At 61.7% G+C, this 22917-nt stretch carries 20 protein-coding genes; 14 read left to right on the top strand and 6 right to left on the bottom strand.

The genetic code is table 11. The features are described from left to right. Positions 1 to 42: 42 nt before the first annotated feature. Complete coding sequence (locus tag IAI51_RS14365) at positions 43 to 699, bottom strand: HAD family hydrolase (protein WP_187679082.1); 657 nt, start codon at positions 697 to 699, stop codon at positions 43 to 45. 143 nt (positions 700 to 842) lie between these two features. Here IAI51_RS14365 and IAI51_RS14360 point away from each other — a divergent pair, with 143 nt between their 5' ends. Both IAI51_RS14360 and ptsP read left to right on the top strand, forming a co-directional pair. Further along, positions 843 to 1322 (top strand): RNA pyrophosphohydrolase, encoded by a 480-nt coding sequence (locus IAI51_RS14360; RefSeq protein ID WP_003229203.1) that lies wholly within the window; start codon positions 843 to 845, stop codon positions 1320 to 1322. A 22-nt stretch (positions 1323 to 1344) separates the two neighbouring features. Then, positions 1345 to 3624 carry a phosphoenolpyruvate--protein phosphotransferase gene (gene ptsP / locus IAI51_RS14355; RefSeq protein ID WP_187679081.1) on the top strand — a complete coding sequence of 760 codons (2280 nt, stop codon included), beginning with the start codon at positions 1345 to 1347 and terminating at the stop codon, positions 3622 to 3624. A gap of 126 nt (positions 3625 to 3750) precedes the next feature. Here the strand turns inward: ptsP and IAI51_RS14350 are convergent, their stop codons facing one another. Next, positions 3751 to 4497, bottom strand: coding sequence for an NRDE family protein (locus IAI51_RS14350; RefSeq protein WP_187679080.1), 747 nt, complete (start codon positions 4495 to 4497; stop codon positions 3751 to 3753). 130 nt (positions 4498 to 4627) lie between these two features. Here IAI51_RS14350 and IAI51_RS14345 point away from each other — a divergent pair, with 130 nt between their 5' ends. From IAI51_RS14345 to IAI51_RS14335, 3 genes are all read left to right on the top strand, one after another. Then, complete coding sequence (locus tag IAI51_RS14345; RefSeq protein WP_187679079.1) at positions 4628 to 5410, top strand: sulfite exporter TauE/SafE family protein; 783 nt, start codon at positions 4628 to 4630, stop codon at positions 5408 to 5410. 79 nt (positions 5411 to 5489) lie between these two features. After that, positions 5490 to 6305, top strand: a complete 816-nt coding sequence (lgt, locus tag IAI51_RS14340; RefSeq protein WP_103304351.1) for a prolipoprotein diacylglyceryl transferase — start codon at positions 5490 to 5492, stop codon at positions 6303 to 6305. Positions 6306 to 6355: 50 nt separating this feature from the next. Next, on the top strand, positions 6356 to 7327 hold the full coding sequence (locus tag IAI51_RS14335) for a thymidylate synthase (RefSeq protein WP_187679078.1): 972 nt from the start codon (positions 6356 to 6358) through the stop codon (positions 7325 to 7327). Positions 7328 to 7374: 47 nt separating this feature from the next. On the opposite strand, the gene cadR is transcribed toward IAI51_RS14335, so the two are convergent. Beyond that, on the bottom strand, positions 7375 to 7824 hold the full coding sequence (gene cadR, locus IAI51_RS14330; protein ID WP_008088440.1) for a Cd(II)/Pb(II)-responsive transcriptional regulator: 450 nt from the start codon (positions 7822 to 7824) through the stop codon (positions 7375 to 7377). 84 nt (positions 7825 to 7908) lie between these two features. On the opposite strand from cadR, the gene IAI51_RS14325 reads away from it, so the two are divergent. From IAI51_RS14325 to IAI51_RS14290, 8 genes are all read left to right on the top strand, one after another. Continuing rightward, a complete protein-coding gene (locus IAI51_RS14325) occupies positions 7909 to 10224 on the top strand; it encodes a heavy metal translocating P-type ATPase (RefSeq protein WP_187679077.1) in 2316 nt (771 codons plus the stop codon). A gap of 15 nt (positions 10225 to 10239) precedes the next feature. Continuing rightward, positions 10240 to 11103: a LysR family transcriptional regulator gene (locus IAI51_RS14320; protein WP_187679076.1), complete on the top strand. Its 864-nt coding sequence runs from the start codon at positions 10240 to 10242 to the stop codon at positions 11101 to 11103. 528 nt (positions 11104 to 11631) lie between these two features. Next, the gene (locus tag IAI51_RS14315; RefSeq protein WP_187679075.1) at positions 11632 to 11997 is read left to right on the top strand and encodes a DUF6124 family protein; all 366 of its coding nucleotides are present in this window, start codon (positions 11632 to 11634) and stop codon (positions 11995 to 11997) included. A gap of 214 nt (positions 11998 to 12211) precedes the next feature. After that, positions 12212 to 13288 carry a putative 2-aminoethylphosphonate ABC transporter ATP-binding protein gene (locus IAI51_RS14310; RefSeq protein ID WP_187679074.1) on the top strand — a complete coding sequence of 359 codons (1077 nt, stop codon included), beginning with the start codon at positions 12212 to 12214 and terminating at the stop codon, positions 13286 to 13288. After that, positions 13288 to 15012, top strand: a complete 1725-nt coding sequence (locus IAI51_RS14305) for a putative 2-aminoethylphosphonate ABC transporter permease subunit (protein WP_187679073.1) — start codon at positions 13288 to 13290, stop codon at positions 15010 to 15012. The genes IAI51_RS14310 and IAI51_RS14305 overlap by 1 nt, the downstream gene beginning before the upstream one ends. A 46-nt stretch (positions 15013 to 15058) precedes the next feature. Then, the gene (locus IAI51_RS14300) at positions 15059 to 16084 is read left to right on the top strand and encodes a putative 2-aminoethylphosphonate ABC transporter substrate-binding protein (protein ID WP_187679072.1); all 1026 of its coding nucleotides are present in this window, start codon (positions 15059 to 15061) and stop codon (positions 16082 to 16084) included. A 143-nt stretch (positions 16085 to 16227) separates the two neighbouring features. Then, positions 16228 to 17361, top strand: a complete 1134-nt coding sequence (locus IAI51_RS14295; protein WP_187679071.1) for a TIGR03364 family FAD-dependent oxidoreductase — start codon at positions 16228 to 16230, stop codon at positions 17359 to 17361. Next, the gene (locus IAI51_RS14290) at positions 17361 to 17918 is read left to right on the top strand and encodes a phosphonate degradation HD-domain oxygenase (RefSeq protein WP_187679070.1); all 558 of its coding nucleotides are present in this window, start codon (positions 17361 to 17363) and stop codon (positions 17916 to 17918) included. Before IAI51_RS14295 ends, IAI51_RS14290 begins: the two co-directional genes overlap by 1 nt. 103 nt (positions 17919 to 18021) lie before the next feature. Here the strand turns inward: IAI51_RS14290 and IAI51_RS14285 are convergent, their stop codons facing one another. Together IAI51_RS14285 and IAI51_RS14280 are read right to left on the bottom strand one after the other, a co-directional pair. Next, complete coding sequence (locus IAI51_RS14285; protein ID WP_187679069.1) at positions 18022 to 19398, bottom strand: GTPase/DUF3482 domain-containing protein; 1377 nt, start codon at positions 19396 to 19398, stop codon at positions 18022 to 18024. Further along, positions 19391 to 20764, bottom strand: coding sequence for a DUF2868 domain-containing protein (locus IAI51_RS14280; RefSeq protein WP_187679068.1), 1374 nt, complete (start codon positions 20762 to 20764; stop codon positions 19391 to 19393). Before IAI51_RS14280 ends, IAI51_RS14285 begins: the two co-directional genes overlap by 8 nt. 96 nt (positions 20765 to 20860) lie before the next feature. On the opposite strand from IAI51_RS14280, the gene IAI51_RS14275 reads away from it, so the two are divergent. Next, positions 20861 to 21373 carry a dihydrofolate reductase gene (locus IAI51_RS14275; protein ID WP_187679067.1) on the top strand — a complete coding sequence of 171 codons (513 nt, stop codon included), beginning with the start codon at positions 20861 to 20863 and terminating at the stop codon, positions 21371 to 21373. A gap of 89 nt (positions 21374 to 21462) precedes the next feature. Here IAI51_RS14275 and IAI51_RS14270 read toward each other — a convergent pair whose 3' ends face one another. Further along, positions 21463 to 22854: an L-cystine transporter gene (locus tag IAI51_RS14270; protein ID WP_187679066.1), complete on the bottom strand. Its 1392-nt coding sequence runs from the start codon at positions 22852 to 22854 to the stop codon at positions 21463 to 21465. Between the last annotated feature and the right edge of the window lie 63 nt (positions 22855 to 22917).

Raw genomic sequence — 22917 nt, 5'->3', positions numbered from 1 at the left:
ACTGAGAAATCTGTGGGAGCTGGCTTGCCAGCGATGGCGTAATCAGTCGCGCAGCGTGATGACCGGCCAGCCACGCTTCTCGGCTTCAGCGCGCAGATTCGGGTCCGGATCCACCGCCACCGGGTTCGCCACCTGCTCCAGCAACGGCAAATCATTCATCGAGTCGCTGTAGAAATAGCTGTCATCCAGCGAAAAACCAGTCTCTGCCAGCCAACGATTCAGGCGCGTCACCTTGCCTTCGCGGAAGCACGGAATGTCGGTGCTGCGTCCGGTGTAACGACCGTCGATCATCTCGCACTCGGTGGCGATCAGGGTTTCAACGCCCAGACGCACGGCAATCGGCGCGGTAACGAAGCGGTTGGTCGCGGTGATGATCACCAGTTTGTCGCCGGCATCGCGGTGCTTTTTCAGCAGTTCCAGCGCCTTGGGTAGCACGATTGGCTCGATGCAATCGCGCATGTAGTCGCTGTGCCATTGATTGAGCACGGCCATTTCGGTGCGGCCGAGGATCTCCAGGCAGAAGTTCAGGTAAGCAGCGTTATCCAGCTTTCCGGCCAGGTAATCCTGATAGAACTCGTCGTTGCGCGCCTTGTATGCGATCGGGTCGAGGAAGCCGCGTTCGCACAGATAGTCGCCCCAAGCGTGATCGCTGTCGCCGCCCAGAAGGGTGTTGTCCAAATCGAAGAGTGCCAGGCGCATTGCAGTTACCCGCTGATAAGTCAGTAAAAAGGCGACAAGAATACGGTCTTTTCACAAGAGTGCACATAAGGTAGGAACCTTCGTTGCCGCCTTATCAAGCTTTGTGGAACAATGCGGCGACATGCGTTTGCGAGGTTGTTGCCGTGATCGACCCCGATGGTTTCCGTCCCAATGTCGGGATCATTCTGACGAATGACGCCGGCCAGGTGCTATGGGCTCGCCGTATCAATCAAGATGCCTGGCAGTTTCCGCAGGGGGGAATCAACCCCGAAGAGACGCCGGAAGACGCCTTGTACCGCGAGCTGAACGAAGAAGTTGGCCTGGAACGTGAAGATGTTGAAATACTCGCCTGTACTCGGGGCTGGTTGCGCTATCGTTTGCCGCAACGTCTGGTGCGTACCCACAGCCAACCGCTGTGCATCGGCCAGAAACAGAAATGGTTTCTCCTGCGCCTGATCTCCAACGAGCAGCGGGTGCGGATGGATTTGACCGGTAAACCGGAATTCGATGGCTGGCGCTGGGTCAGCTATTGGTATCCGTTGGGCCAGGTGGTGACATTCAAGCGCGAGGTGTATCGCCGCGCCCTCAAAGAGCTTGCCCCGCGCCTTTTAGCGCGCGACTGACGACGGAGTTCGACCCCGAGCCATGCTCAATACGCTGCGCAAGATCGTCCAGGAAGTTAACTCCGCCAAGGATCTCAAGGCGGCGTTGGGGATTATTGTGTTGCGCGTCAAAGAGGCCATGGGCAGCCAGGTCTGCTCGGTCTACCTGCTTGATCCCGAGACCAATCGCTTCGTCCTGATGGCCACCGAGGGCTTGAACAAGCGCTCGATCGGCAAGGTCAGCATGGCACCCAACGAAGGTCTGGTCGGTCTGGTCGGCACGCGTGAAGAACCCCTGAACCTTGAAAACGCCGCGGATCACCCGCGCTATCGCTACTTCGCCGAAACAGGCGAGGAGCGCTACGCTTCATTCCTTGGCGCACCGATCATTCACCACCGCCGCGTTGTCGGCGTGTTGGTCATCCAGCAAAAAGAACGCCGCCAGTTCGATGAAGGTGAAGAAGCCTTCCTCGTGACCATGAGCGCGCAGCTCGCCGGCGTTATCGCCCACGCCGAGGCCACCGGTTCGATCCGTGGCCTGGGCCGTCAGGGCAAAGGCATTCAGGAAGCCAAGTTCGTCGGCGTACCGGGTTCGCCAGGCGCGGCAGTGGGTACCGCAGTGGTCATGCTGCCGCCAGCCGATCTGGACGTGGTGCCGGACAAGACCATCACCGACATCGATGCTGAGCTGGGGCTGTTCAAGACCGCCATCGAAGGCGTGCGCGCCGACATGCGCGCGTTGTCCGCCAAACTGGCAACCCAGCTGCGCCCGGAAGAGCGCGCGCTGTTCGACGTCTACCTGATGATGCTCGACGATGCCTCGCTGGGCAGCGAAATAACCACCGTGATCAAGACCGGCCAATGGGCTCAGGGCGCACTGCGCCAAGTGGTCACCGAGCACGTCAACCGTTTCGAACTGATGGACGACGCCTACCTGCGTGAACGCGCGTCGGACGTCAAAGACCTCGGCCGCCGCCTGCTCGCCTACTTGCAGGAAGAGCGTCAGCAGAATCTGGTCTACCCGGAAAAAACCATTCTGGTCAGCGAAGAGCTGACGCCGGCCATGCTCGGCGAGGTGCCGGAGGGCACGCTGGTCGGTCTGGTGTCGGTACTCGGCTCGGGTAACTCCCACGTCGCGATTCTGGCCCGGGCCATGGGCATTCCGACGGTGATGGGTCTGGTTGACCTGCCGTACGCCAAGGTCGACGGCATCGAGATGATCGTCGATGGCACGCGCGGCGAGGTCTACACCAACCCCAGCGACGTGCTGCGCAAGCAGTTCTCCGAGGTGGTGGAAGAAGAGAAACAGCTGGCGCTGGGGCTCGACACCCTGCGCGACCTGCCGTGCGTAACCCTCGATGGCCACCGCATGCCGCTGTGGGTCAACACCGGCCTGCTGGCGGACGTGGCGCGGGCGCAGAAGCGCGGCGCCGAAGGCGTCGGTCTGTACCGCACCGAAGTGCCGTTCATGATCAACCAGCGCTTCCCGAGCGAGAAGGAACAACTGGCGATCTACCGCGAACAGCTCGCCGCGTTCCATCCGCAACCGGTGACCATGCGCAGCCTCGACATCGGCGGTGACAAGTCGCTGTCGTACTTCCCGATCAAGGAAGACAACCCGTTCCTCGGCTGGCGCGGCATTCGCGTCACCCTCGATCACCCGGAAATCTTCCTGGTGCAGACCCGCGCGATGCTCAAGGCCAGCGAAGGCTTGAACAACCTGCGGATTCTGCTGCCGATGATCTCCGGCACCCACGAACTCGAAGAAGCCCTGCACCTGATCCACCGGGCCTGGGGCGAAGTGCGCGACGAAGGCACCGACGTGCCGATGCCGCCGATTGGCGTGATGATCGAGATTCCGGCAGCGGTGTATCAAACCAAGGAACTGGCGCGGCAGGTGGACTTCCTCTCGGTGGGCTCCAACGACCTGACTCAATACTTGCTGGCGGTTGACCGCAACAACCCGCGGGTGGCCGACCTCTACGACTACCTGCACCCGGCCGTGCTGCAAGCCTTGCAGAACGTGGTGCGCGACGCCCATGCCGAAGGCAAACCCGTGAGTATCTGCGGCGAGATGGCCGGTGATCCGGCGGCGGCAGTGCTGTTGATGGCGATGGGCTTCGACAGCCTGTCGATGAACGCCACCAACTTGCCGAAGGTGAAGTGGATGCTTCGCCAGGTGAACCTGAGCAAGGCCCAGGAATTGCTGGCGGAGTTGATGACTATCGACAACCCTCAAGTTATCCACAGCTCGCTGCAATTGGCGCTGAAGAACCTTGGGTTGTCGAAGATCAATCCGCCGGCGGTCATCAAGGCCCTCTAAAAGGCTGATGGCCTCATCGCTGGCAAGCCAGCTCCCACAGGGATCGTCAGTGAACACGACATTTGTGGACACCCGAGACACTTGTGGGAGCTGGCTTGCCAGCGATGGCGTCAGTAAAAACGCCGCCTAAACCAGAATTTCCACCTCGCCCAAATGCCCCCCATACGGCCCAAAACTGCGCTCCACCATCCGCCGCGTCCCATCCGCCTGCACAATCAACGCCGTACTCGCCCGCGTCCCGTAACTCTGGCTGGCAATAAACACACTCGACAGCAATGATTCAGTTGCCAGGCCCACGCCGGTATCCGGCAACTCGTTGAATGGCGCCGTCTGCGCATCGCTTAACAATCCCATCAAGCGTTCAGGCTGCGGATCTTCAAGCACTGCGCCCAACGCGGCCTTGGCCTTGAGCAACTTCGGCCACGGCGTATCCAGCCCGGCATTGGACAGCCCGTAGACACCCGACGCGAGCATCACCGGCTCCGACATCCGCGCATTGAAATGCCACAGCTCATGGCTGTTGCCGAGCAGCAGATTGAACCCGGCGTATTCCGGCGAGCGACCGACCACATCGATCAAATAATCATCAATCGACAGATCACCGGTGAGAAACCGCGCCACCAACTCACCCCGCGATTTGCGCGCCGGCGGCTGATGCGGATCACGAATATTGGTCAGTGCGGCAAAACGCCCATTGGCGCCAATCCCCAGCCAGGTCCCACCGGCCTCAAGATCACGCCCGGCATGCACCTGCGGCGCTTCCGGCCATTGCGCCAGCGGCAGGCTCGGCCGGGCGTAGAACTCGTCACGGTTGGCCGCGACGATCAGCGGCTGGGCATGGCCCGGGCGCCAGGCAAAAACAATCAGGCACATAAGGTGGTCCTTGTGTGTTTTTTGCCCACTCTACGCATCCGGCGTCCGTGCATCCATCGCAAGTGGAGCAGGAGGCCATGCATCCGTTACCATACCGCTCCGGTTTTGGGGATGCGTCTGGGAGACGGTCATGGAATTTCTGCTCTATCTGGCGCTGGGCGCCTGTGCGGGCGTGCTGGCCGGGCTGTTCGGGGTCGGTGGCGGGATCATCATTGTCCCGGTGCTGGTGTTCAGTTTTACCTTGCAGGGCTTTGACCAGTCGATTCTCACCCACCTGGCGGTGGGCACGTCGCTGGCGACGATCATCTTCACCTCGGTCAACGCGGTGCGTGAGCACCATCGTCGCGGCGCGGTGCGCTGGCCGATCTTCATGTGGATGACCGTGGGCATTTTGCTCGGCGCCGGTTTTGGTGCGCTGACGGCCGAAGCGATTTCCGGGCCCAACCTGCAAAAAATCATCGGTGTTTTCGCCCTGGTGATCGCTGTGCAGTTGGCGCTGGACGTCAAACCCAAGGCCAGCCGAACCGTGCCGGGCAAACTCGGTCTGACCGTGGCCGGCAGTGTGATTGGCTGGGCGTCGGCGATTTTCGGCATTGGCGGCGGCTCGCTGACCGTGCCGTTCCTGACCTGGCGCAGCGTGCCGATGCAGCAGGCCGTGGCGACATCTTCGGCCTGCGGTTTGCCGATCGCCCTGGCCAGTGCATTAAGTTTCATGATTCTGGGGTGGCATGATCCGTTGCTGCCGGCCCATAGTCTCGGTTTTGTCTATTTGCCGGCGCTGTTGGGCATCGCTCTGACCAGCATGGTATTCGCCCGTATCGGCGCGCGATTGGCGCACAAATTGTCGCCGCGCTTGCTGAAAAGACTGTTCGCCGCTTTGCTGTTCACCGTGGGTTTAAGCTTTTTGCTTTGATCGCGTCGCAATACTGACTTAATCCTGAGGTGGCAGCGTCGCCCGGGAATTCTGCTTTCAACTCTAACGAGGAGTCGCAATGCTGCCTTACCCGCAGATCGACCCGGTGGCCCTGGCCATCGGTCCGCTGAAAATCCACTGGTACGGCCTGATGTACCTGATCGGCATCGGCGGTGCGTGGCTGCTGGCGTCGCGCCGGCTCAACCGCTTCGACCCGACCTGGTCCAAGGAGAAGCTCTCCGATCTGATCTTCTGGCTGTCGATGGGCGTGATTGTCGGCGGACGTCTGGGCTATGTGCTGTTCTACGACCTGAGCGCTTACCTGGCCAACCCGACGCTGATTTTCGAAGTGTGGAAGGGCGGCATGTCGTTCCACGGCGGTTTCATCGGTGTGATGCTGGCGGCCTTGTGGTTCGGCAAGCGCAATGGCAAGTCGTTCTTCCAGCTGATGGACTTCGTCGCGCCGATGGTGCCGATCGGTCTGGGCGCCGGACGTATCGGCAACTTCATCAACGCCGAATTGTGGGGCAAGGCGACTGACGTGCCGTGGGCCATGGTCTTCCCGCCATTCAGCGATCCGGCACAACTGCCGCGTCACCCGTCGCAGCTGTATCAGTTCGCGCTCGAAGGCGTGGCGCTGTTCCTGATCCTGTGGATTTTCTCGCGCAAGCCGCGCCCGACCATGGCGGTTTCCGGCATGTTCGCGCTGTTCTACGGCATCTTCCGTTTCATCGTCGAGTTCGTCCGCGTCCCGGACGCGCAACTGGGCTATCTGGCCTGGAACTGGCTGACCATGGGGCAGGTGCTGTGCGTGCCGATGATCATCGGCGGGCTGTTCCTGATCTGGCTGGCCTATCGTCGCGCGCCGGCGGCACCGCTCGCTCCGACGGCTTAAACTACGAACCCCGGCGCGCGACGCCGGGGCTCAAAGGACACAGGTAACTCATGAAGCAATATCTCGAACTGGTCTCGCACGTCATCCAGAACGGCACCAAACAGGCCAACCGCACCGGCATCAACACCATCAGTTTTCCGGGGGCGATGCTGCGTTTCGATCTGCAGGAAGGTTTCCCGGCTATCACCACCCGCAAGATGGCCTTCAAATCGGCCATCGGCGAGATGTGCGGCTTTCTGCGTGGCGTGAACAATGCCGCTGAATTCCGTGAGCTGGGCTGCAAGGTCTGGGACCAGAACGCCAACGAAAACGCCCAGTGGCTGGCCAACCCGTTCCGTCAGGGCGACGACGATCTCGGCGAAATCTACGGCGTGCAATGGCGCAAATGGCCGGCGTACAAGCAGATCCCGCTGAGCAACACAGCGGCCATCGAACAAACGTTGAGCAACGGTTACAAGCAGATCGCTCAAGGCGAAGAAGACGGTCAGGCCTACGTCGTGCTTTACAAAGCCATCGATCAGGTTCGCCAGTGCGTCGACACGATCATCAAGGATCCGGGCAGCCGCCGCATCCTGTTCCACGGCTGGAACTGCGCCCAGCTCGATGAAATGGCCCTGCCGCCATGCCATCTGCTGTACCAGTTCCACCCGAATGTCGAGACCAAGGAAATTTCCCTGACCCTCTACATCCGCTCCAACGATCTGGGCCTGGGCACGCCGTTCAACCTCACCGAAGGCGCCGCGCTGCTGAGCCTGATTGGTCGCCTGACCGGCTACACGCCGCGCTGGTTCACCTATTTCATTGGTGACGCCCACGTCTACGAAAACCACCTGGACATGCTCAACGAACAGCTCAAGCGCGAGCCTTTCGCCATGCCGAAACTGAAAATCTCGGATCGTGTGCCGGAGTTTGCCAAGACGGGCGTGTATCAGCCGGAATGGCTGGAGCTGGTCGAGCCGAGCGACTTCTCGCTGGAAGGTTATGAGCACCACGCGCCAATGACCGCGCCGATGGCGGTCTAGTCGGTACCGATCGTTCCCACGTTCTGCGTGGGAACGAGCCATCGCTGCTAATGACCATGACTGCGGCCCACATGGGAATGCTCAACCTCCGTCGCCACCACCCCGCCACTCACTTCCAGTCGCTGCAAAATCCCGCATTGATCGGCCCCCGGCCCTTCGCCACAGCGTTGGCGCAGGTCGAGCAACTGTGTCTGTAACGCCAACAACCCATCAATCCGCGCCTTCACATGCTGGATGTGCTCGTCGATCAACGTGTTCACGCTTTCACACTGATCCTGCGGGCTGTCACGCATGGCCAGCAGGCTGCGGATTTCTTCGAGGGTCATGTCGAGGGTGCGGCAGTTGCGGATGAAGGTCAGGCGTTCGGCGTGGGCCTGGGTGTAGACGCGGTAGTTGCCGTCGCTGCGGGCCGGTTCCGGCAGCAGGTTTTCGCGCTCGTAGTAGCGGATGGTTTCCACGGCGCAATCGGTCAGTTTGGCCAGTTCTCCGATCTTCATGACGACAATCTCCAAAAGGGTGCTTGACCCTATAGTGGCTACAGGGTCTTTACTTGGCAACAGGCACCTTCATGGACGCGACCAATGAGCGATTCCCAGCACACCCACAAGCCCGGCGACGGGCACGATCATAACCACAGCCCAAAATTGCAGCCTGTGCATAAGCACGACCATGGCGGCGATTCCTGCTGCGGGTCGAAAGCCGCTGCGCCTGCGCCAGTTCAAACGAGCGCAGATTCATGCTGCTCGACGAAAGCGACCGCGCCTGCGCTGGTGCAACTGAGCGAGGCGAAAAGCGCGGACGCCCGGCTGAGCAGTTTCCGCATTGAGGCGATGGACTGCCCGACCGAGCAGACGCTGATCCAGAACAAGCTCGGCAAACTGGCCGGCGTTGAACAGCTGGAATTCAACCTGATCAACCGCGTACTCGGCGTGACCCACACGCTGGCGGGCACCGAGCCGATCACCGAGGCGATCAAATCCCTCGGCATGCACGCCGAGCCGGTGGAGGCTGGCGTCGAAGCTCCGGCCCCCGCGCCAGTGAAAAAACACTGGTGGCCGCTGGCGTTGTCCGGCGTCGGTGCTCTGGTGGCGGAAGTGATCCACTTCACCAACGCCGCGCCGACCTGGGTGGTGGCGATCATTGCGCTGGTGTCGATCCTCAGCGGCGGCCTGACCACCTACAAAAAGGGCTGGATCGCCCTCAAGAACCTCAACCTCAACATCAATGCGCTGATGAGTATCGCGGTGACCGGCGCCATCCTCATCGGCCAGTGGCCGGAAGCGGCGATGGTGATGTTCCTGTTCACTGTGGCCGAGTTGATCGAGGCGCGCTCGCTGGACCGCGCCCGCAACGCCATCAGCGGGTTGATGCAGATGACCCCGGAACAGGCCACAGTGCAGCAGGCCGACGGCACTTGGCTCGAACAGGAGGTGAAAAGCGTCGAACTCGGTGCCCGCGTGCGGGTGAAACCCGGCGAGCGCATTGCGCTGGACGGCGAAGTCGTCAGCGGCAACTCAACTATTGACCAAGCGCCGATCACCGGTGAAAGCCTGCCGGTTGAGAAAGCCGTGGGCGACAAAGTCTTCGCCGGCACCATCAACCAGGCCGGTTCGCTGGAATACGCGGTCACCGCGGCGGCGAACAACTCGACCCTGGCGCGGATCATCCACGCCGTCGAACAGGCACAAGGCGCACGCGCACCGACCCAGCGCTTCGTCGATCAATTCTCGACCATCTACACCCCAGTGGTGTTCGTATTGGCCTTGGCCGTGGCGATCATTCCGCCGCTGTTTATGGGCGCCGTGTGGTTCGACTGGATCTACCGCGCGCTGGTGTTGCTGGTGGTCGCGTGCCCATGTGCCTTGGTGATTTCCACTCCTGTGACCATCGTCAGCGGCCTCGCGGCGGCGGCGCGCAAAGGCATTCTGGTCAAGGGCGGCGTGTACCTGGAGGGCGGTTTCAAGCTCGACTATCTGGCGCTGGATAAAACCGGGACGATCACCCACGGCAAACCCGTGCAGACGGACTACGTGTCCCTCGACCCGACCGCCGACGCCACGGCCCCGGCAATTGCTGCCGCACTGGCCGGTCGCTCCGACCACCCGGTGTCGCTGGCCATCGCTAAGAATGCTGTGGATAAAAACTTCGCCGCGCTGATTGTGGATAACTTCGCAGCGCTGGCCGGGCGTGGCGTGAAGGGTGATATCAACGGCCAGACCTATCACTTGGGCAACCATCGCCTGGTTGAAGAGCTGGGCCTTTGCTCGCCGGCACTGGAAGAAAAGCTGTTCGCGCTGGAGAAACAGGGCAAGTCGGTGGTGTTGCTGCTCGACAAGTCCGGCCCGCTGGCGTTGTTTGCTGTGGCCGACACCGTCAAGGAGACCAGCCGCGAGGCGATCCGTCAGTTGCATGCACTGGGCGTGAAAACCCTGATGCTGACCGGTGACAACGTCCACACCGCGCAGGCGATTGCTGCGCAGGTCGGCATCGATCAGGCCAAGGGCGACTTGCTGCCGACCGACAAGCTGCAAGCAATTGAAGAGCTTTACGGTAAAGGTCATCGCGTCGGCATGGTCGGCGACGGCATCAACGACGCCCCGGCGCTGGCCCGCGCCGAGATCGGTTTTGCCATGGCCGCCGCCGGCACCGACACCGCGATTGAAACCGCTGATGTCGCCCTGATGGACGATGATCTACGCAAGATCCCGGCATTCATCAGCCTGTCGCGCGACACTGCGAGCATCCTGAAACAAAACATCGCGTTGGCACTGGTGATCAAAGCGATCTTCCTTGGAGTAACCTTCGCCGGACTCGCCACCATGTGGATGGCGGTGTTTGCCGACATGGGCGTGAGCCTGCTGGTGGTGTTCAACGGGTTGCGCCTGCTGCGCAAATAGAAGAGAGGAACGGGTGTGCTGAGTGCCGAGCTGAAGGCGTTTTACATGGTGGCCCGCTTGGGCAGCATCACCCTGGCGGCGAAGAAACTCGGCCTCAGCCAACCGACCGTGACCACGCAGATCCGCAATCTGGAAAGCCAGTATTCGGTAGAGCTGTTCTACCGTGGCGGCCGCCGCCTCAGCGTCAGCGACGAAGGCGCGCGGTTGCTGCCGATGGTCAAGGCGCTGTTGCAGCAGGAGGCCGATATCGAGTTCTTCCTGCGCAACAGCGGCCAGGTGCAAGGCACGCTGCGCATCGCCGCCACCGCGCCGTATTACATCCTTGATCTGGTGAAGACCTTCCGCGAGCGTCTGCCGCAGGTGGAAGTGTCGGTGGAAATCGGCAACTCGCAGCAGGTGCTGGAAGCGCTTGAGGATTACCGGGTGGACGTCGCCGCGTCATCGCAGTTGCTCGATGACGCGCGGCTGATTCGCCGGGTGCTCGGCACCGATCCGCTGGTGCTGGCGGTGCATCGCAATCATCCGTTGGCGGTGCATGAGCATGTGACGTTGAACGCACTGGCCGGGCATACCTTGCTGATGCGCGAAACCGGTTCGACCACTCGGCGGTTGACCGAAGAGCTATTGGCTGGCGCGGGCGTGAGTTTCGGCCCGTTGCTGGAGATCGGCAGCCGCGAGTCGATTCGTGAAGCGGTGCTGCGCAACATCGGTATCAGCATCATTGCCCGCCAGGAAGTGCCGCATGATCCGCAGTTGCGCGTGCTGACCATCGAGAATGCGCCGCAGATTCCCGAATATCTGTACTGCCTCAAGGAGCGCAAGAGTGCGCGGTTGCCGGCGGCGTTTTTGGGGTTGGCGCAGGAGATGTCTCCGGCCTGAATGCTGCGGTGAATGGCCGGGCCTCTTCGCGAGCAGGCTCGCTCCCACATAGGGTCTGTGGTGAACACATAATTTGTAAACACCCAAAATCCCCTGTGGGAGCGAGCCTGCTCGCGAAGGCGTCAGTCGCCGCAGCAAAATCCGACAGGCAAATCCACAATCCCTGTAGTGCAATAAACCCTTTCCAGCACAGGTGTTTAAAGACACTCGGTGTTACGCCCGACAGCCTACAAATCCTTGCGCCGCTGCCTACGCATGCACCAGAATCCGCCGGCTTGTGCGCCTTGGGCGGGCTGCGTAACTTGGTTCGCATCACTCATTCCCAGTGATCGGGTTTAGCAGCCCGTGGTTAATCTAAGGGTGCACATACATCATCAGTCAGGCTCCGTGCCTGCACTCGATGGCGGCTGTGCGCAGGGCGCTTCGGCGCGCCGGCTTCCTTAGGTTCCCCGGTCTGCTAACCTGCGTTCAGCTGCCACCCCTTCTTTTAGCAGAGAAGCGGTTCCAGCTTAATTTCGGAACCTGAAGATGATTAAACCAACGCCAAACCCGCCGGTCACCGACCCGGGCTCCCCCTACGAATCGCCCGATTCAAAGAAATTCCACGAAGCCGCCGAGCGCGCCCTCGACCACTATCTCGGCCCGCCAACTGCAGCCATCATGGCCGCGCCCTATAAACCCAACACCCTGTACATGGCGCACCCCGAGGCCGACACCGAATCCCTTATCGCGGACGCCAGTGAAACCCTCGGCTCGGCCATCGTGTTGCTGCACAACCATGTGGCAATGGTTGAAGGCACGCACCGCAAAACCCTGCAAGGCATCGCCCAAGTGGTGATGCTGGCAGAGCTGGCGGTCAATCGGGTGTTGGATAAGTTAGTGCCGACGGAGTGATCAACGCACTCAGCGGCGCCTGTGCAGGTGCCGCTGAGTGCGGTTGGCCGGGCTTACCCGGGCTTCATTCCCACGCAGAGCGTGGGAACGATCTGTTGATCGGGGGTGAACCCAAATCCCCGAATACCACTATCAGCCGTTTTTGCCTCACTGCCACATGACGGACGCATTACAACTCTAGGATTGGCCTCATCTGCTTGATGAGGTCTGTCCCATGAATCCTGCAATCGCAACTGCCCTGACCAACCCCGGTGCGCCGATGAAAGTGCGCGGCGTGCAGAAGCGCTTTGGCGCGTTCACTGCGCTGGATAACGTCTCCCTCGACGTCGCGGCCGGCGAGCTGGTCTGTCTGCTCGGCCCCTCGGGTTGCGGTAAAACCACGCTGCTGCGCTGCATCGCCGGGCTGGAAAAACAGGACAGCGGCGAGTTGTACCTCGGCGACCGCGACGTCTCGCACCTCGCCCCGCAAGCCCGGGACTACGGGATTCTGTTCCAGTCCTACGCGCTGTTCCCCAATCTGACCGTCGAAGCGAACATTGCCTACGGCCTCGCCGGCAGCGGTCGCGATGAAGTGCGCCGCCGGGTGGGTGAGATGCTTGAGCTGGTCGGCCTCACCGGCAGTGAGAAAAAGTACCCGGGCCAGTTGTCCGGCGGCCAACAGCAACGGGTTGCCCTGGCCCGTGCCTTGGCGCCGGCACCGTCGCTGTTGTTGCTCGATGAGCCGATGTCGGCCCTCGACGCCCGGGTGCGCGAGCATCTGTGCACCGAGCTGCGCCAGCTGCAACGCAACCTCGGCATCACCACCCTGATGGTCACCCACAATCAGGACGAAGCCATGCTGATGGCAGACCGTATCGCCGTGATGAACAACGGCCGCGTCGAGCAGTACGCCACCCCGCAGGAAATCTACAACCGCCCGGCTACGCCGTTTGTGGCGGAGTTTGTCGGTCAGGGCAACTGGCTGCCATTCCAGCGCAGCAGCGACAGCCACGCCCGGGTTGGCGGGATGGATGTGCGTCTGGCTGATGGCAGCGTCAGCGGCGCCTCGGGTCGACTTTTCTGCCGCCCGGAAGCGATCAGCGTCAATCCGCTGGTGCATGAGGAAAATCTGTTCCCGGCCAAGGTGCGCGAGATCACCTTCCTCGGCAATCGCTGCCGTATGAGCTTCGAACTCGATCAACTGCCGGGCCATGCGCTACTCGCCGAACTGGCGCCAGAAGCCATGCCGCGCCTCGGCGCCCAGCAGATCATGGTCGCGTTGCCGCCGCGCAGCTTGCAGGTGTTTGCCTGATGAACAGCAACCTCGCGCTGCCGCTACCGCACAAGCAGGTGCGGCAGACTTCCCGTGCCGAAGTCGGCGACCGGATTTTTGTGGTCGGCGGCAAACTCTTGCTGCTGGTGTTGCTCGGCGTTGCGGTGCTGTTGCCGTTGCTGGCGATCTTCTGGCGTGGCTTCAGCAGCGAAGCGGGGCAGGGCGGTGGCTGGGTCGCGGCGAAGGAGCTGGTGAGCAGCGAGAATTTCCACTGGCTGCTCGGCAACAGCCTGAAAGTTTCCCTCAGCGTTGCGGCCATCGTCGTACCGCTGGCCTACCTGTTTGCCTACGCCCTGCAACGCACATTGATTCCGGCCAAGGGCATCTGGCGCGGGATTTCCCTGCTGCCGCTGATGGCGCCATCGATGCTGCCGGGGATTGCGCTGGTTTATCTATTCGGCAATCAGGGCATGTTGCGCGGGTTGCTCTCGGACAACATCTACGGCTTCTGGGGGATTGTGCTGGGTGAGGTGATTTACACCTTTCCCCATGCGCTGATGATTTTGCTCTCGGCGCTGTCGCTGGCCGATGCGCGGCTGTTCGATGCGGCGTCGAGCATGGGCGCCAGCCCGGCCAAGGCGTTTCGCAGCATCACTTGGCCGGCAACCCGGCAGGCTGTGTTCGCCGCATTCTGTCTGGTGTTCACCCTGACCATCACCGATTTCGGCGTGCCCGTGGTGGTCGGTGGCGACTATCAGGTGCTGGCGCTGGAAGCCTACAAAGCCGTGGTCGGCCAGCAGCAATTCGGTCGCGGCGCGTTGATCGGCATGGTGCTGTTGCTGCCAGCGCTGTTCAGCTTCGGCGTCGATGCGTGGTTGCGTCGACGTCACGGCGATTCCATGAGTGGCCGCGCTCAGGTGTTCAAACCGGCACCGTCGAAACTGCGCGATGGCTGCTATCTGGTAACCGTCCTGCTGATCTGCGCGGCATTGCTGCTGGTGTTCGGCATGGCGGTGTTTTCGTCGCTGGTGAAGTTCTGGCCGTACAACCTGTCGCTGTCGCTTAACCACTACCAGTTCAACGAAACCGCCGGCGGTGGATGGTTGGCCTACAGCAACAGTTTGAAGATGGCGCTGGGCACGGCGCTGATCGGCAGTGTGCTGATCTTCACTGGCGCGTATCTGATGGAAAAGACCCGCACCCAACGCGGCCTCAACCTGGCCCTGCGCATGCTCAGTTTTGTGCCGATGGCGGTGCCGGGGCTGGTGCTCGGTCTGGGTTACGTCTTCTTTTTCAACCTGACCGGCAACCCGCTGCACGTGCTGTACGGGACGATGACGCTGCTGATCGTCTGCACCATTGCGCATTATTTGACCACCGCACAAATGACCGCGACCACCGCGCTGCGTCAGCTCGACGCCGAGTTCGAAGCCGCCGCGCTGTCGCTCAAGGCGCCGCTGTACCGGCATTACCTGCGTGTGACCGTGCCGATCTGCCTGCCGGCGCTGCTCGACATCGTGCGCTACCTGTTCGTCTCGGCGATGACCACCGTGTCGGCGGCGATCTTCCTCTACAGCCCCGACACCATCCTCGCGGCGGTGGCGGTGCTGAACATGGATGACGCCGGCAACGTCGGCGGCGCGGCGGCGATGTCGACCCTGATTCTGTTCACTTCGGCGGGCGTGTCCTTGCTGCTGGCGTGGGCTTCGCGCGGCTTGCTGCGCCGTTCCCAGGCCTGGCGGCAAACCGCGCCCGGTCACTGATTTGCACCTTCAACTGCCCTTCAACTCAAAAGACAGGAAAACGATCATGTTCAAGCCTATGGCCCTGGCCGCTGCTGTGCTCGCTACTTTCAGCCTGAATGCCTTCGCGGCAAAAACCGAGTTGACGGTGTACACCGCCCTCGAAGCCGAACAACTCAAGTCCTACAAAGAAGCCTTCGAAAAGGCCAACCCGGACGTCGAGATCAAGTGGGTGCGCGATTCCACCGGGATCATTACCGCCAAACTGCTGGCCGAGAAGGCCCGCCCGCAAGCTGACGCCGTGTGGGGCCTAGCCGCTTCCAGCCTGGCGATCCTCGATCAGCAAGGCATGCTGCAAAGCTACGCGCCGAAGGATCTGGGCAAAATCGGCGCGAACTACCGCGACGCCGCCAACCCGCCAGCCTGGGTCGGTATGGATGTGTGGGCCGCAACCATTTGCTTCAACACCGTCGAAGCCGAGAAGCAGGGCCTGAGCAAACCGGTGAGCTGGCAGGATCTGACCAAGCCTGAGTACAAAGGCAAGATCGTCATGCCGAACCCGGCGTCCTCCGGCACCGGTTTCCTCGACGTCAGCGCCTGGTTGCAAACCTTCGGCGAGAAGCAGGGTTGGGCTTACATGGACGGCCTGCACCAGAACATCGGCCAATACGTTCACTCCGGTTCCAAGCCTTGCAAACTGGCGGCGGCGGGGGAGTTCCCGATCGGCATTTCCTTTGAATACCCGGCGGTACAGCTGAAGCGTCAAGGTGCGCCTCTGGACATCATCCTGCCGAAGGAAGGCCTGGGCTGGGAGATCGAAGCGACCGCCGTGATCAAAGGCACGCCGCATGAAGAAGCCGCGAAGAAACTCGCCGACTTCTCCGCCAGCGCCCAAGCGATGGATCTGTACAAAGAGAACTTCGCCGTTCTCGCCCAACCAGGCATCGCCAAACCGCAGACTGAATTGCCGGCGGATTATGAGCAGCGTTTGATCAAGAACGACTTTGCCTGGGCCTCGAAGAACCGCGACGAGATCCTCACCGAGTGGCGCAAGCGCTATGACGGCAAGTCCGAGAAAGTCGTGGCCAAGTAAGATCTTTATCGACTGACAGGGCCTCATCGCTGGCAAGCCAGCTCCCACAGGTTTCAAGGTGTTCCCGCAATCGGTGTTCACCCTAAAACCCTGTGGGAGCTAGCTTGCCAGCGATGGCTATCTCTCATTCAGAGCACCTCTAAATGACACAACACAAAGACCTGCTCATCATCGGCGCCGGCATTCTGGGCCTCTCCCACGCCTACGCCGCCGCCAAGCGCGGCCTGAAGGTTACGGTTTTCGAACGCACCGCCACACCCCTCGGCGCTTCGGTGCGCAACTTCGGCCAGGCACTGGTCACTGGCCAGCCACCCGGCCCGATGCTCGAACTGGCCAAGGCCAGCCGCGAGATCTGGGGTGACTGGGCGCAACTCGCCGGCCTGCAGATCAAGCGCAACGGCTCGTACCTGTTCGCCCGAACCGAAGCCGAAGAGCACTTGCTTGAGGCCTTCTGCGCCGGGCGCGCCGTGGAACACGGTTACAACGTGGACTTGCTGCGCGGCGCCGCATTGCGCGATCTGTACCACGGCCAGTTCAGCCATCACCGCGCCGCACTCCACGGCATGGATGATCAACAGTTGTACTCGCGTGAAGCGATTCCGGCGCTGATCGATTACCTGCGCCGCGACCTCGGCGTCGAGTTTCACTTCTCCACGCTGGTGCGCGATGTCGAACCGGGGCGCCTGCACAGCACGGCCGGGATCTTCACCGCAGAGCAAATCATCGTCTGCTCCGGCCACGATTATCAGACCCTGCTGGCCGAGCCGATTGCCGCACTCGACCCACAAATCTGCCGCCTGCAAATGCTCCGCGCCAAACCGCAAGTCGAACTGAATTTGCAACACGCCTTGCTCACCGGCCTGAGCTGCGTGCATTACGGCGCCTTCGCCGATTTGCCAGAGGCGGCGGCAGTGCAGGCGCAGATCCTGCGTGAACAACCGCACCTGCATGAAAACGGCATTCATTTGCTGATCAGCCCCACGCCCTACGGCGAGCTGATCATCGGCGACTCGCACCATTACGGCAGCGACCCTTCGCCGTTCAATGCCGAGCAAGTGGACGACTGGATGATTGAACTGGCCGAGCAGACGCTGGGCTGCAAGGTGCAAGTGGTCGAGCGCTGGCAGGGCGTCTATGGTTCTCGGGGGCCGGGGCCGTTTTCATTCTTGCGCCCGGCACCGGGGCTCAGTGTGGCGCTGATGCACACTGGCGTCGGCATGAGCGTCGGCCCGGCGATGGCCGAGCGCAACATTGCGCAGTTGCTGGAGGAGGTTTGATGGCAGGTCACGAGCATGTCGTTGATCGGGTGTTTGCCCTGTATGAACGCTTTGGCAGCAGCGATTACATCGGCGAGCCGGTGTCGCAGATCGAGCACATGTCTCAGGCTGCGCAGTTGGCGATGGCTGAAGGGTTTGATGATGAAGTGGTGCTCGCAGCGTTCTTCCACGACATCGGCCATTTGTGTGCCGAGGGCGCGGAGAACATGGGCGGCTATGGTGTGGTCAGCCATGAACGGCTTGGCGCGGATTATTTGCGTGAGGCGGGATTCAGCGAGCGGATGGCGCGGTTGGTGGAGTATCACGTGCAGGCCAAGCGGTATCTGACGTTGCGCGAGCCTGGGTATTTCGAGCGGTTGAGTGAAGCGAGCCGCAGGACGCTGGACTATCAGGGCGGGGTGATGACGGAGGCCGAGGCGGATGCGTTTGCGCGCGATCCCTTGTGTGCCGTCAGTCTGCGGATGCGCCAGTGGGATGAGTTGGCGAAGGAGACGGCGGTGCCGGTGATGGATCTTGGGGTATTGAAGGAGAAAGCGGTGCGACTTCTTGCTGCTTGAGTCTTTGGACCGAGGTGCGGCTATCGCGAGCAGGCTTACTCCTACAAGGTGAGCGCGATCCACTGTAGGAGTGAGCCTGCTCGCGATAGCGCCAGATCAGCCGTTACAAATCCTTGGCCAAAGACTCAATCTGCTCCTGCCGCTCCGCCTGATTCAACTTCGCGTGCGGATTCAACGACGACCACTGCGGATGTGCCCGCGCCTTGCTCAACGCTTCAGGCAACTTGCCCTCACGCCAGGTCTTGTCCTGCGGTGTCGCCACCTGAACCGCATCCATCGCCGCATGCCCGCGCTGATCGAGCGCCAACAGCAACTGCCGCTGCCGCAACGCCAACAGCCGCAACACCCCATCGTCCACCGTCAATTCCCGCTGCCCCTTGATCTTGCCCAGCAAACGGCTGCCATAACTGCGCGCGGTTTGCAGCGCGCCACCGGCAATCGCACCCGCCAACGCGGCAGCACCGAGGGTGATTCCGCCCACCAGCAAATCGACGCCCGCCCCGGCAGCCGCACCGGCAGCGATCCCGCCGCCCACCCGCACACCGAGTTGCTTCAAGGTTTCCGGGTTGAACAGGTCATCGCCCCAGCGCCCGTCGAGCAACGGCAAATCACTGGCCGCTGCATCCTGCGGGCGAAACGCATAGAGCTTGAGCAACGCCTCTACGCACTTCTGCTCACGCTGACGCACAGCCTTGCGCAATTCGCTGATGGCTTGCTGTTCCTGCTCGGCCTCACTGACCACGCTGCGTCGGCACGCGGCGCAGTCGATCAGCAGTTCGGCGATCAACCGTGCTGCACTTTGCTGACGGGCGAGGCGCTGAGCCTGCTGATCAGCAATCAACCGCTCCAGTTGCGGCCGGGCATTTTCCAGCAGCAGCGCGAGGCTTTCATACAGTCGCCGCTCGCCATCCTCCGGCGGTGCGATGCTGTCGAAACGCACCAGCGCATGCAGGCCCAATCGCGCCAACGCCTCGCGCCAGTCCGGCTCACGGTGGTTGGCGCTGCTGACGAAGTTCAGCACCGGCAACAGCGGTTTGCCGCAACTGGCCAGCACTTCCAGTTCATCACGATATTTCGCCAGCACCGGCTCGCGGGCGTCGATCACATACAGACCGGCGTCGGAAGCGAGCAGTTGCCGCAGCACTTTGGCCTCCTGCTCGAAACGCTGACGCGCCTCGCTGCCGTCGAGAAACCGCGCCAATCGCGCCGGGCCATCGAGGCGTTCGCCGGGACGCTCCAGGCGTTCGAGAAAATCCAGCAGGGCGATGGCGTCCTCCAGGCCCGGCGTATCGTAGAGGTCGAGCAACGGCTCTCCATCCACCGACAACCGCGCACCCTCGACATGCCGGGTGGTGCTCGGCCGATGCGAGACTTCGCCGAAGCCGACGTCGCGAGTCAGCGTGCGCAGCAGCGAGGTCTTGCCGACGTTGGTGTGGCCGACCACCGCGAGTTTCAGCGGCGCTTTGAAGGCATCAGTCATGACCGTTCTCCAGCCAGTTCATCGGTGCGCTATCGGCGAATGGCAGATCCAGTTGTTGCAGCGCGACGTGCCAGTCACCGAGGCGTTCAGCGTCCAGCGCTTCGCCAGGTGGCGCCTGTAGCAGCCAGACGCGGGTGGCGCTGGCATTGCGTGCGAGTTCGGCGATCAGCGCAAGGCTGCCGCGATCCGGCGAACGCCGTGGATCGCAGGCAATCGCCAGCCGCGCCGGGGGAAAGCGACTCAGTTGTTCGAGGAGTTTGTTGCGCGATTCGCGGCTGTCGAGGATGCCGGCATTGCTGACGTTTTTCGGCAACGCGGGCGGCCATGGGCGTTGCTCGTCGAGTTCAATTGCCACCAGCAATGCGCCGTCGCTGGCGTGTTCGCTGACGCTGCTTTCGACGCGGTGCAGGTGCTCAGGCGCGGCGTCGGTGACACCGAGGCGCTCGCTGGTCGGCATCAGGCGTTCGCGCAGTTGGGCGTAGCCGGGCAGGTTCAAGTCAAGGCGCAGCGCCGCTTTACCGCTGTTCCAGCGCCAGAAGCACAACAGCGTCAGCAGCAGGCGCGGCAGCACGCCGTAAACCACCAGCACGCCCACCAGCCACGTCGCCCAGACCTGACGCGCGCTTTCGATATCGAGCGCACCGTCACCGCTGGCGCGGATCATTTCCACCGTCGGCACATTGAAACCGAGCAGCGCCGGCAGCGAGCCGAGGGCCTGGGTCATGTTGATGAACGTTTCGGCGCTGAGAATGGTGGTTTCCCAGATGAAGCCGTAGCGCCGGGTCGCCATCAGGGTCAGCAGCAACAATAACGCGCTGAGCATCGCCAGCAGCCACAGGCCGTTGACCATTGCGCCGAGGGCCCAGCGATTGAGTTTCTTGCGTTGCAGCATCAGCAGCAGGGCCGGCGCCAGTTGCGCGGCTTTGGCATCGCGGGCAAGTTTTTCGCTGAGCCATAACCACAGGCGCCCGAGGGTGGCGCCGTGTTCGCCGGTAAAGATCAACCCCAGCGCCCAGCTCAGCAGCAGAATCAGATTCAGCCCGAGCAGACTGCCCAGGGCCCAAAAGACGTTGACCGGGGTCTGCCCCAGCGCGGCGAAGGCCAGTCCGGCGCCGCTCAACACGGCGAAAACCATCAGCAGCACCAGCGCCAGACGTGCGCCTTGCAGCCAGTGTTTGAGTGCGCTCGTCAGCCCGTCACGCTCAGCCAGCCACAGCGCACGGCGCTGAATCCGGCTCGGCAGATCACCGCCGGCCGCCCGGGCCAGACGATTGGCTTCCAGATCATCCAGGGGGCCTGCGTGTTCTTCGCGCAGGCGCACGGTTTCGGTCAACCAGAGGTTTTGCAGTGGAGTCAGTTGTGTCACGCGGCATCCCGTCGCTCAATTGAGCCGTGAGCATAACCGCTGTGGCACTGGTCGGGGCAAGTTGCGGGATGCCGAAGCTCTGGTATCCTCATTCGAATGAACAATACTCTTCCTTTGTGTCTGATCGCTGCTCTCGGTGATAACCGAGTGATTGGCGTGAATAACAGCATGCCTTGGCACCTGCCGGGTGATTTCAAGTACTTCAAAGAAACGACTCTTGGCAAACCGATCATCATGGGGCGCAAGACTTGGGATTCTTTGGGGCGTCCGCTTCCCGGTCGTTTGAATATTGTCGTAAGTCGACAAGCGGATCTGCATCTCGAAGGGGCAGAAGTTTTCTCTTCCCTAGAAGCCGCAGTGGCTCGGGCAGAGGAGTGGGCCTTAGAACAAGGTGCAGATGAGTTGATGTTGATCGGTGGCGCGCAACTTTATGCGCAGGCATTACCACATGCAGATCGTTTGTATTTGACCCGTGTGAATTTAAGCCCAGAAGGGGATGCTTGGTTTCCTGAATTCAGCGCATTCGATTGGGAGCAGAAAACCTTCAAGCAGATCGCTGCCGAGGGCGATAAACCTTCCTACCGTTTCGAAGTTTTTTATCGAGCTTAAAAGCATCGCGAGCAGGCTCACTCCTACAAGGGAACGCATTCCAATTGTAGGAGCGAGCCCGCTCGCGAAAGCGGTCTTTCAGGCGCTACTTAAGCCTGCGCCAACTCCGCATGCTCATCCGCATCCAGCAACTCTTTATCGGTCTGCTGCATCACCTGGCTGGTAATCGCACCGGCAGTAATCGAACCACTCACGTTCAACGCCGTGCGACCCATGTCGATCAGCGGCTCGACCGAAATCAGCAACGCCACCAGTGAAACCGGCAAGCCCATCGCCGGCAGCACGATCAGCGCGGCAAACGTCGCACCGCCACCCACGCCCGCCACACCGGCCGAACTCAGCGTGACAATCGCCACCAGCGTCGCGATCCACAGCGGATCCAGCGGGTTGATGCCCACGGTCGGCGCAACCATCACCGCCAACATCGCCGGGTACAGACCCGCGCAACCGTTCTGGCCGATGGTCGCACCGAACGAAGCCGCAAAACTGGCCACCGATTGTGGAATGCCCAGACGACGCGTCTGCGCTTCAATGCTCAGCGGAATGCTTGCGGCGCTGGAGCGGCTTGTGAACGCAAATGTCAGCACTGGCCAGATCTTGCGGAAGAAACGCAGCGGGTTGATCCCGGCCGCCGACACCAGCAAGCCGTGTACAACAAACATCAGGCCCAGACCGAGGTACGACACCACCACGAAACTGCCGAGCTTGATGATGTCTTGCAAGTTGGAGCCGGCGACCACTTTGGTCATCAGCGCCAGCACGCCATACGGGGTCAGCTTCATCACCAGGCGCACCAGACGCATCACCCAGGCTTGCAGGGTGTCGATGGCGTTGATCACTTTCTGACCTTTCTCGACGTCATCCTTGAGCAGTTGCAGCGCGGCAACCCCCAGGAACGCGGCGAAGATCACCACGCTGATGATTGAGGTCGGCTTGGCCCGCGCCAGATCGGCGAACGGGTTCTGCGGGATGAACGACAGCAACAGTTGCGGCACATTCAGGTCGGCGACCTTGCCGGCGTAGTCGTTCTGAATGGTTTGCAGACGGGCCATTTCCTGCGTGCCGGCGACCAGACCTTCGGCGGTGAGGCCGAACAGGTTGGTCAGGCCGATGCCTATCAGCGCCGCAATCGCCGTGGTGAACAGCAGCGTGCCGATGGTCAGGAAGCTGATCTTGCCCAGCGACGAAGCGTTGTGCAGACGTGCCACGGCGCTGAGGATCGAGGCGAACACCAGCGGGATGACGATCATTTGCAGCAATTGCACGTAACCGTTACCGACCAGATCGAACCAGCCGATAGAGGCTTTCAGCACCGGGTTGCCTGCACCGTAAATGGTGTGCAGAGCCACGCCGAACGCTACGCCCAACACCAGCGCGAGCAGGACTTTTTTCGCCAGGCTCCACGAGGTGTGGCGGGTTTGCGCCAGACCGAAGAGCAGGGCGAGGAACACCAGCAGGTTGAGAATCAGCGGTAGATTCATGAGATCTCCAGGAAAGACTTTGCCAGCAGCCTTCCGGGGCTGCTGCGAACCGGCAAGCCTAAC

Source organism: Pseudomonas sp. N40(2020) (assembly GCF_014472415.1).
Classification (GTDB): domain Bacteria; phylum Pseudomonadota; class Gammaproteobacteria; order Pseudomonadales; family Pseudomonadaceae; genus Aquipseudomonas.
Note: the sequence above shows the minus strand (reverse complement) of the source record. Positions and strands in the feature narration are given on the sequence as shown.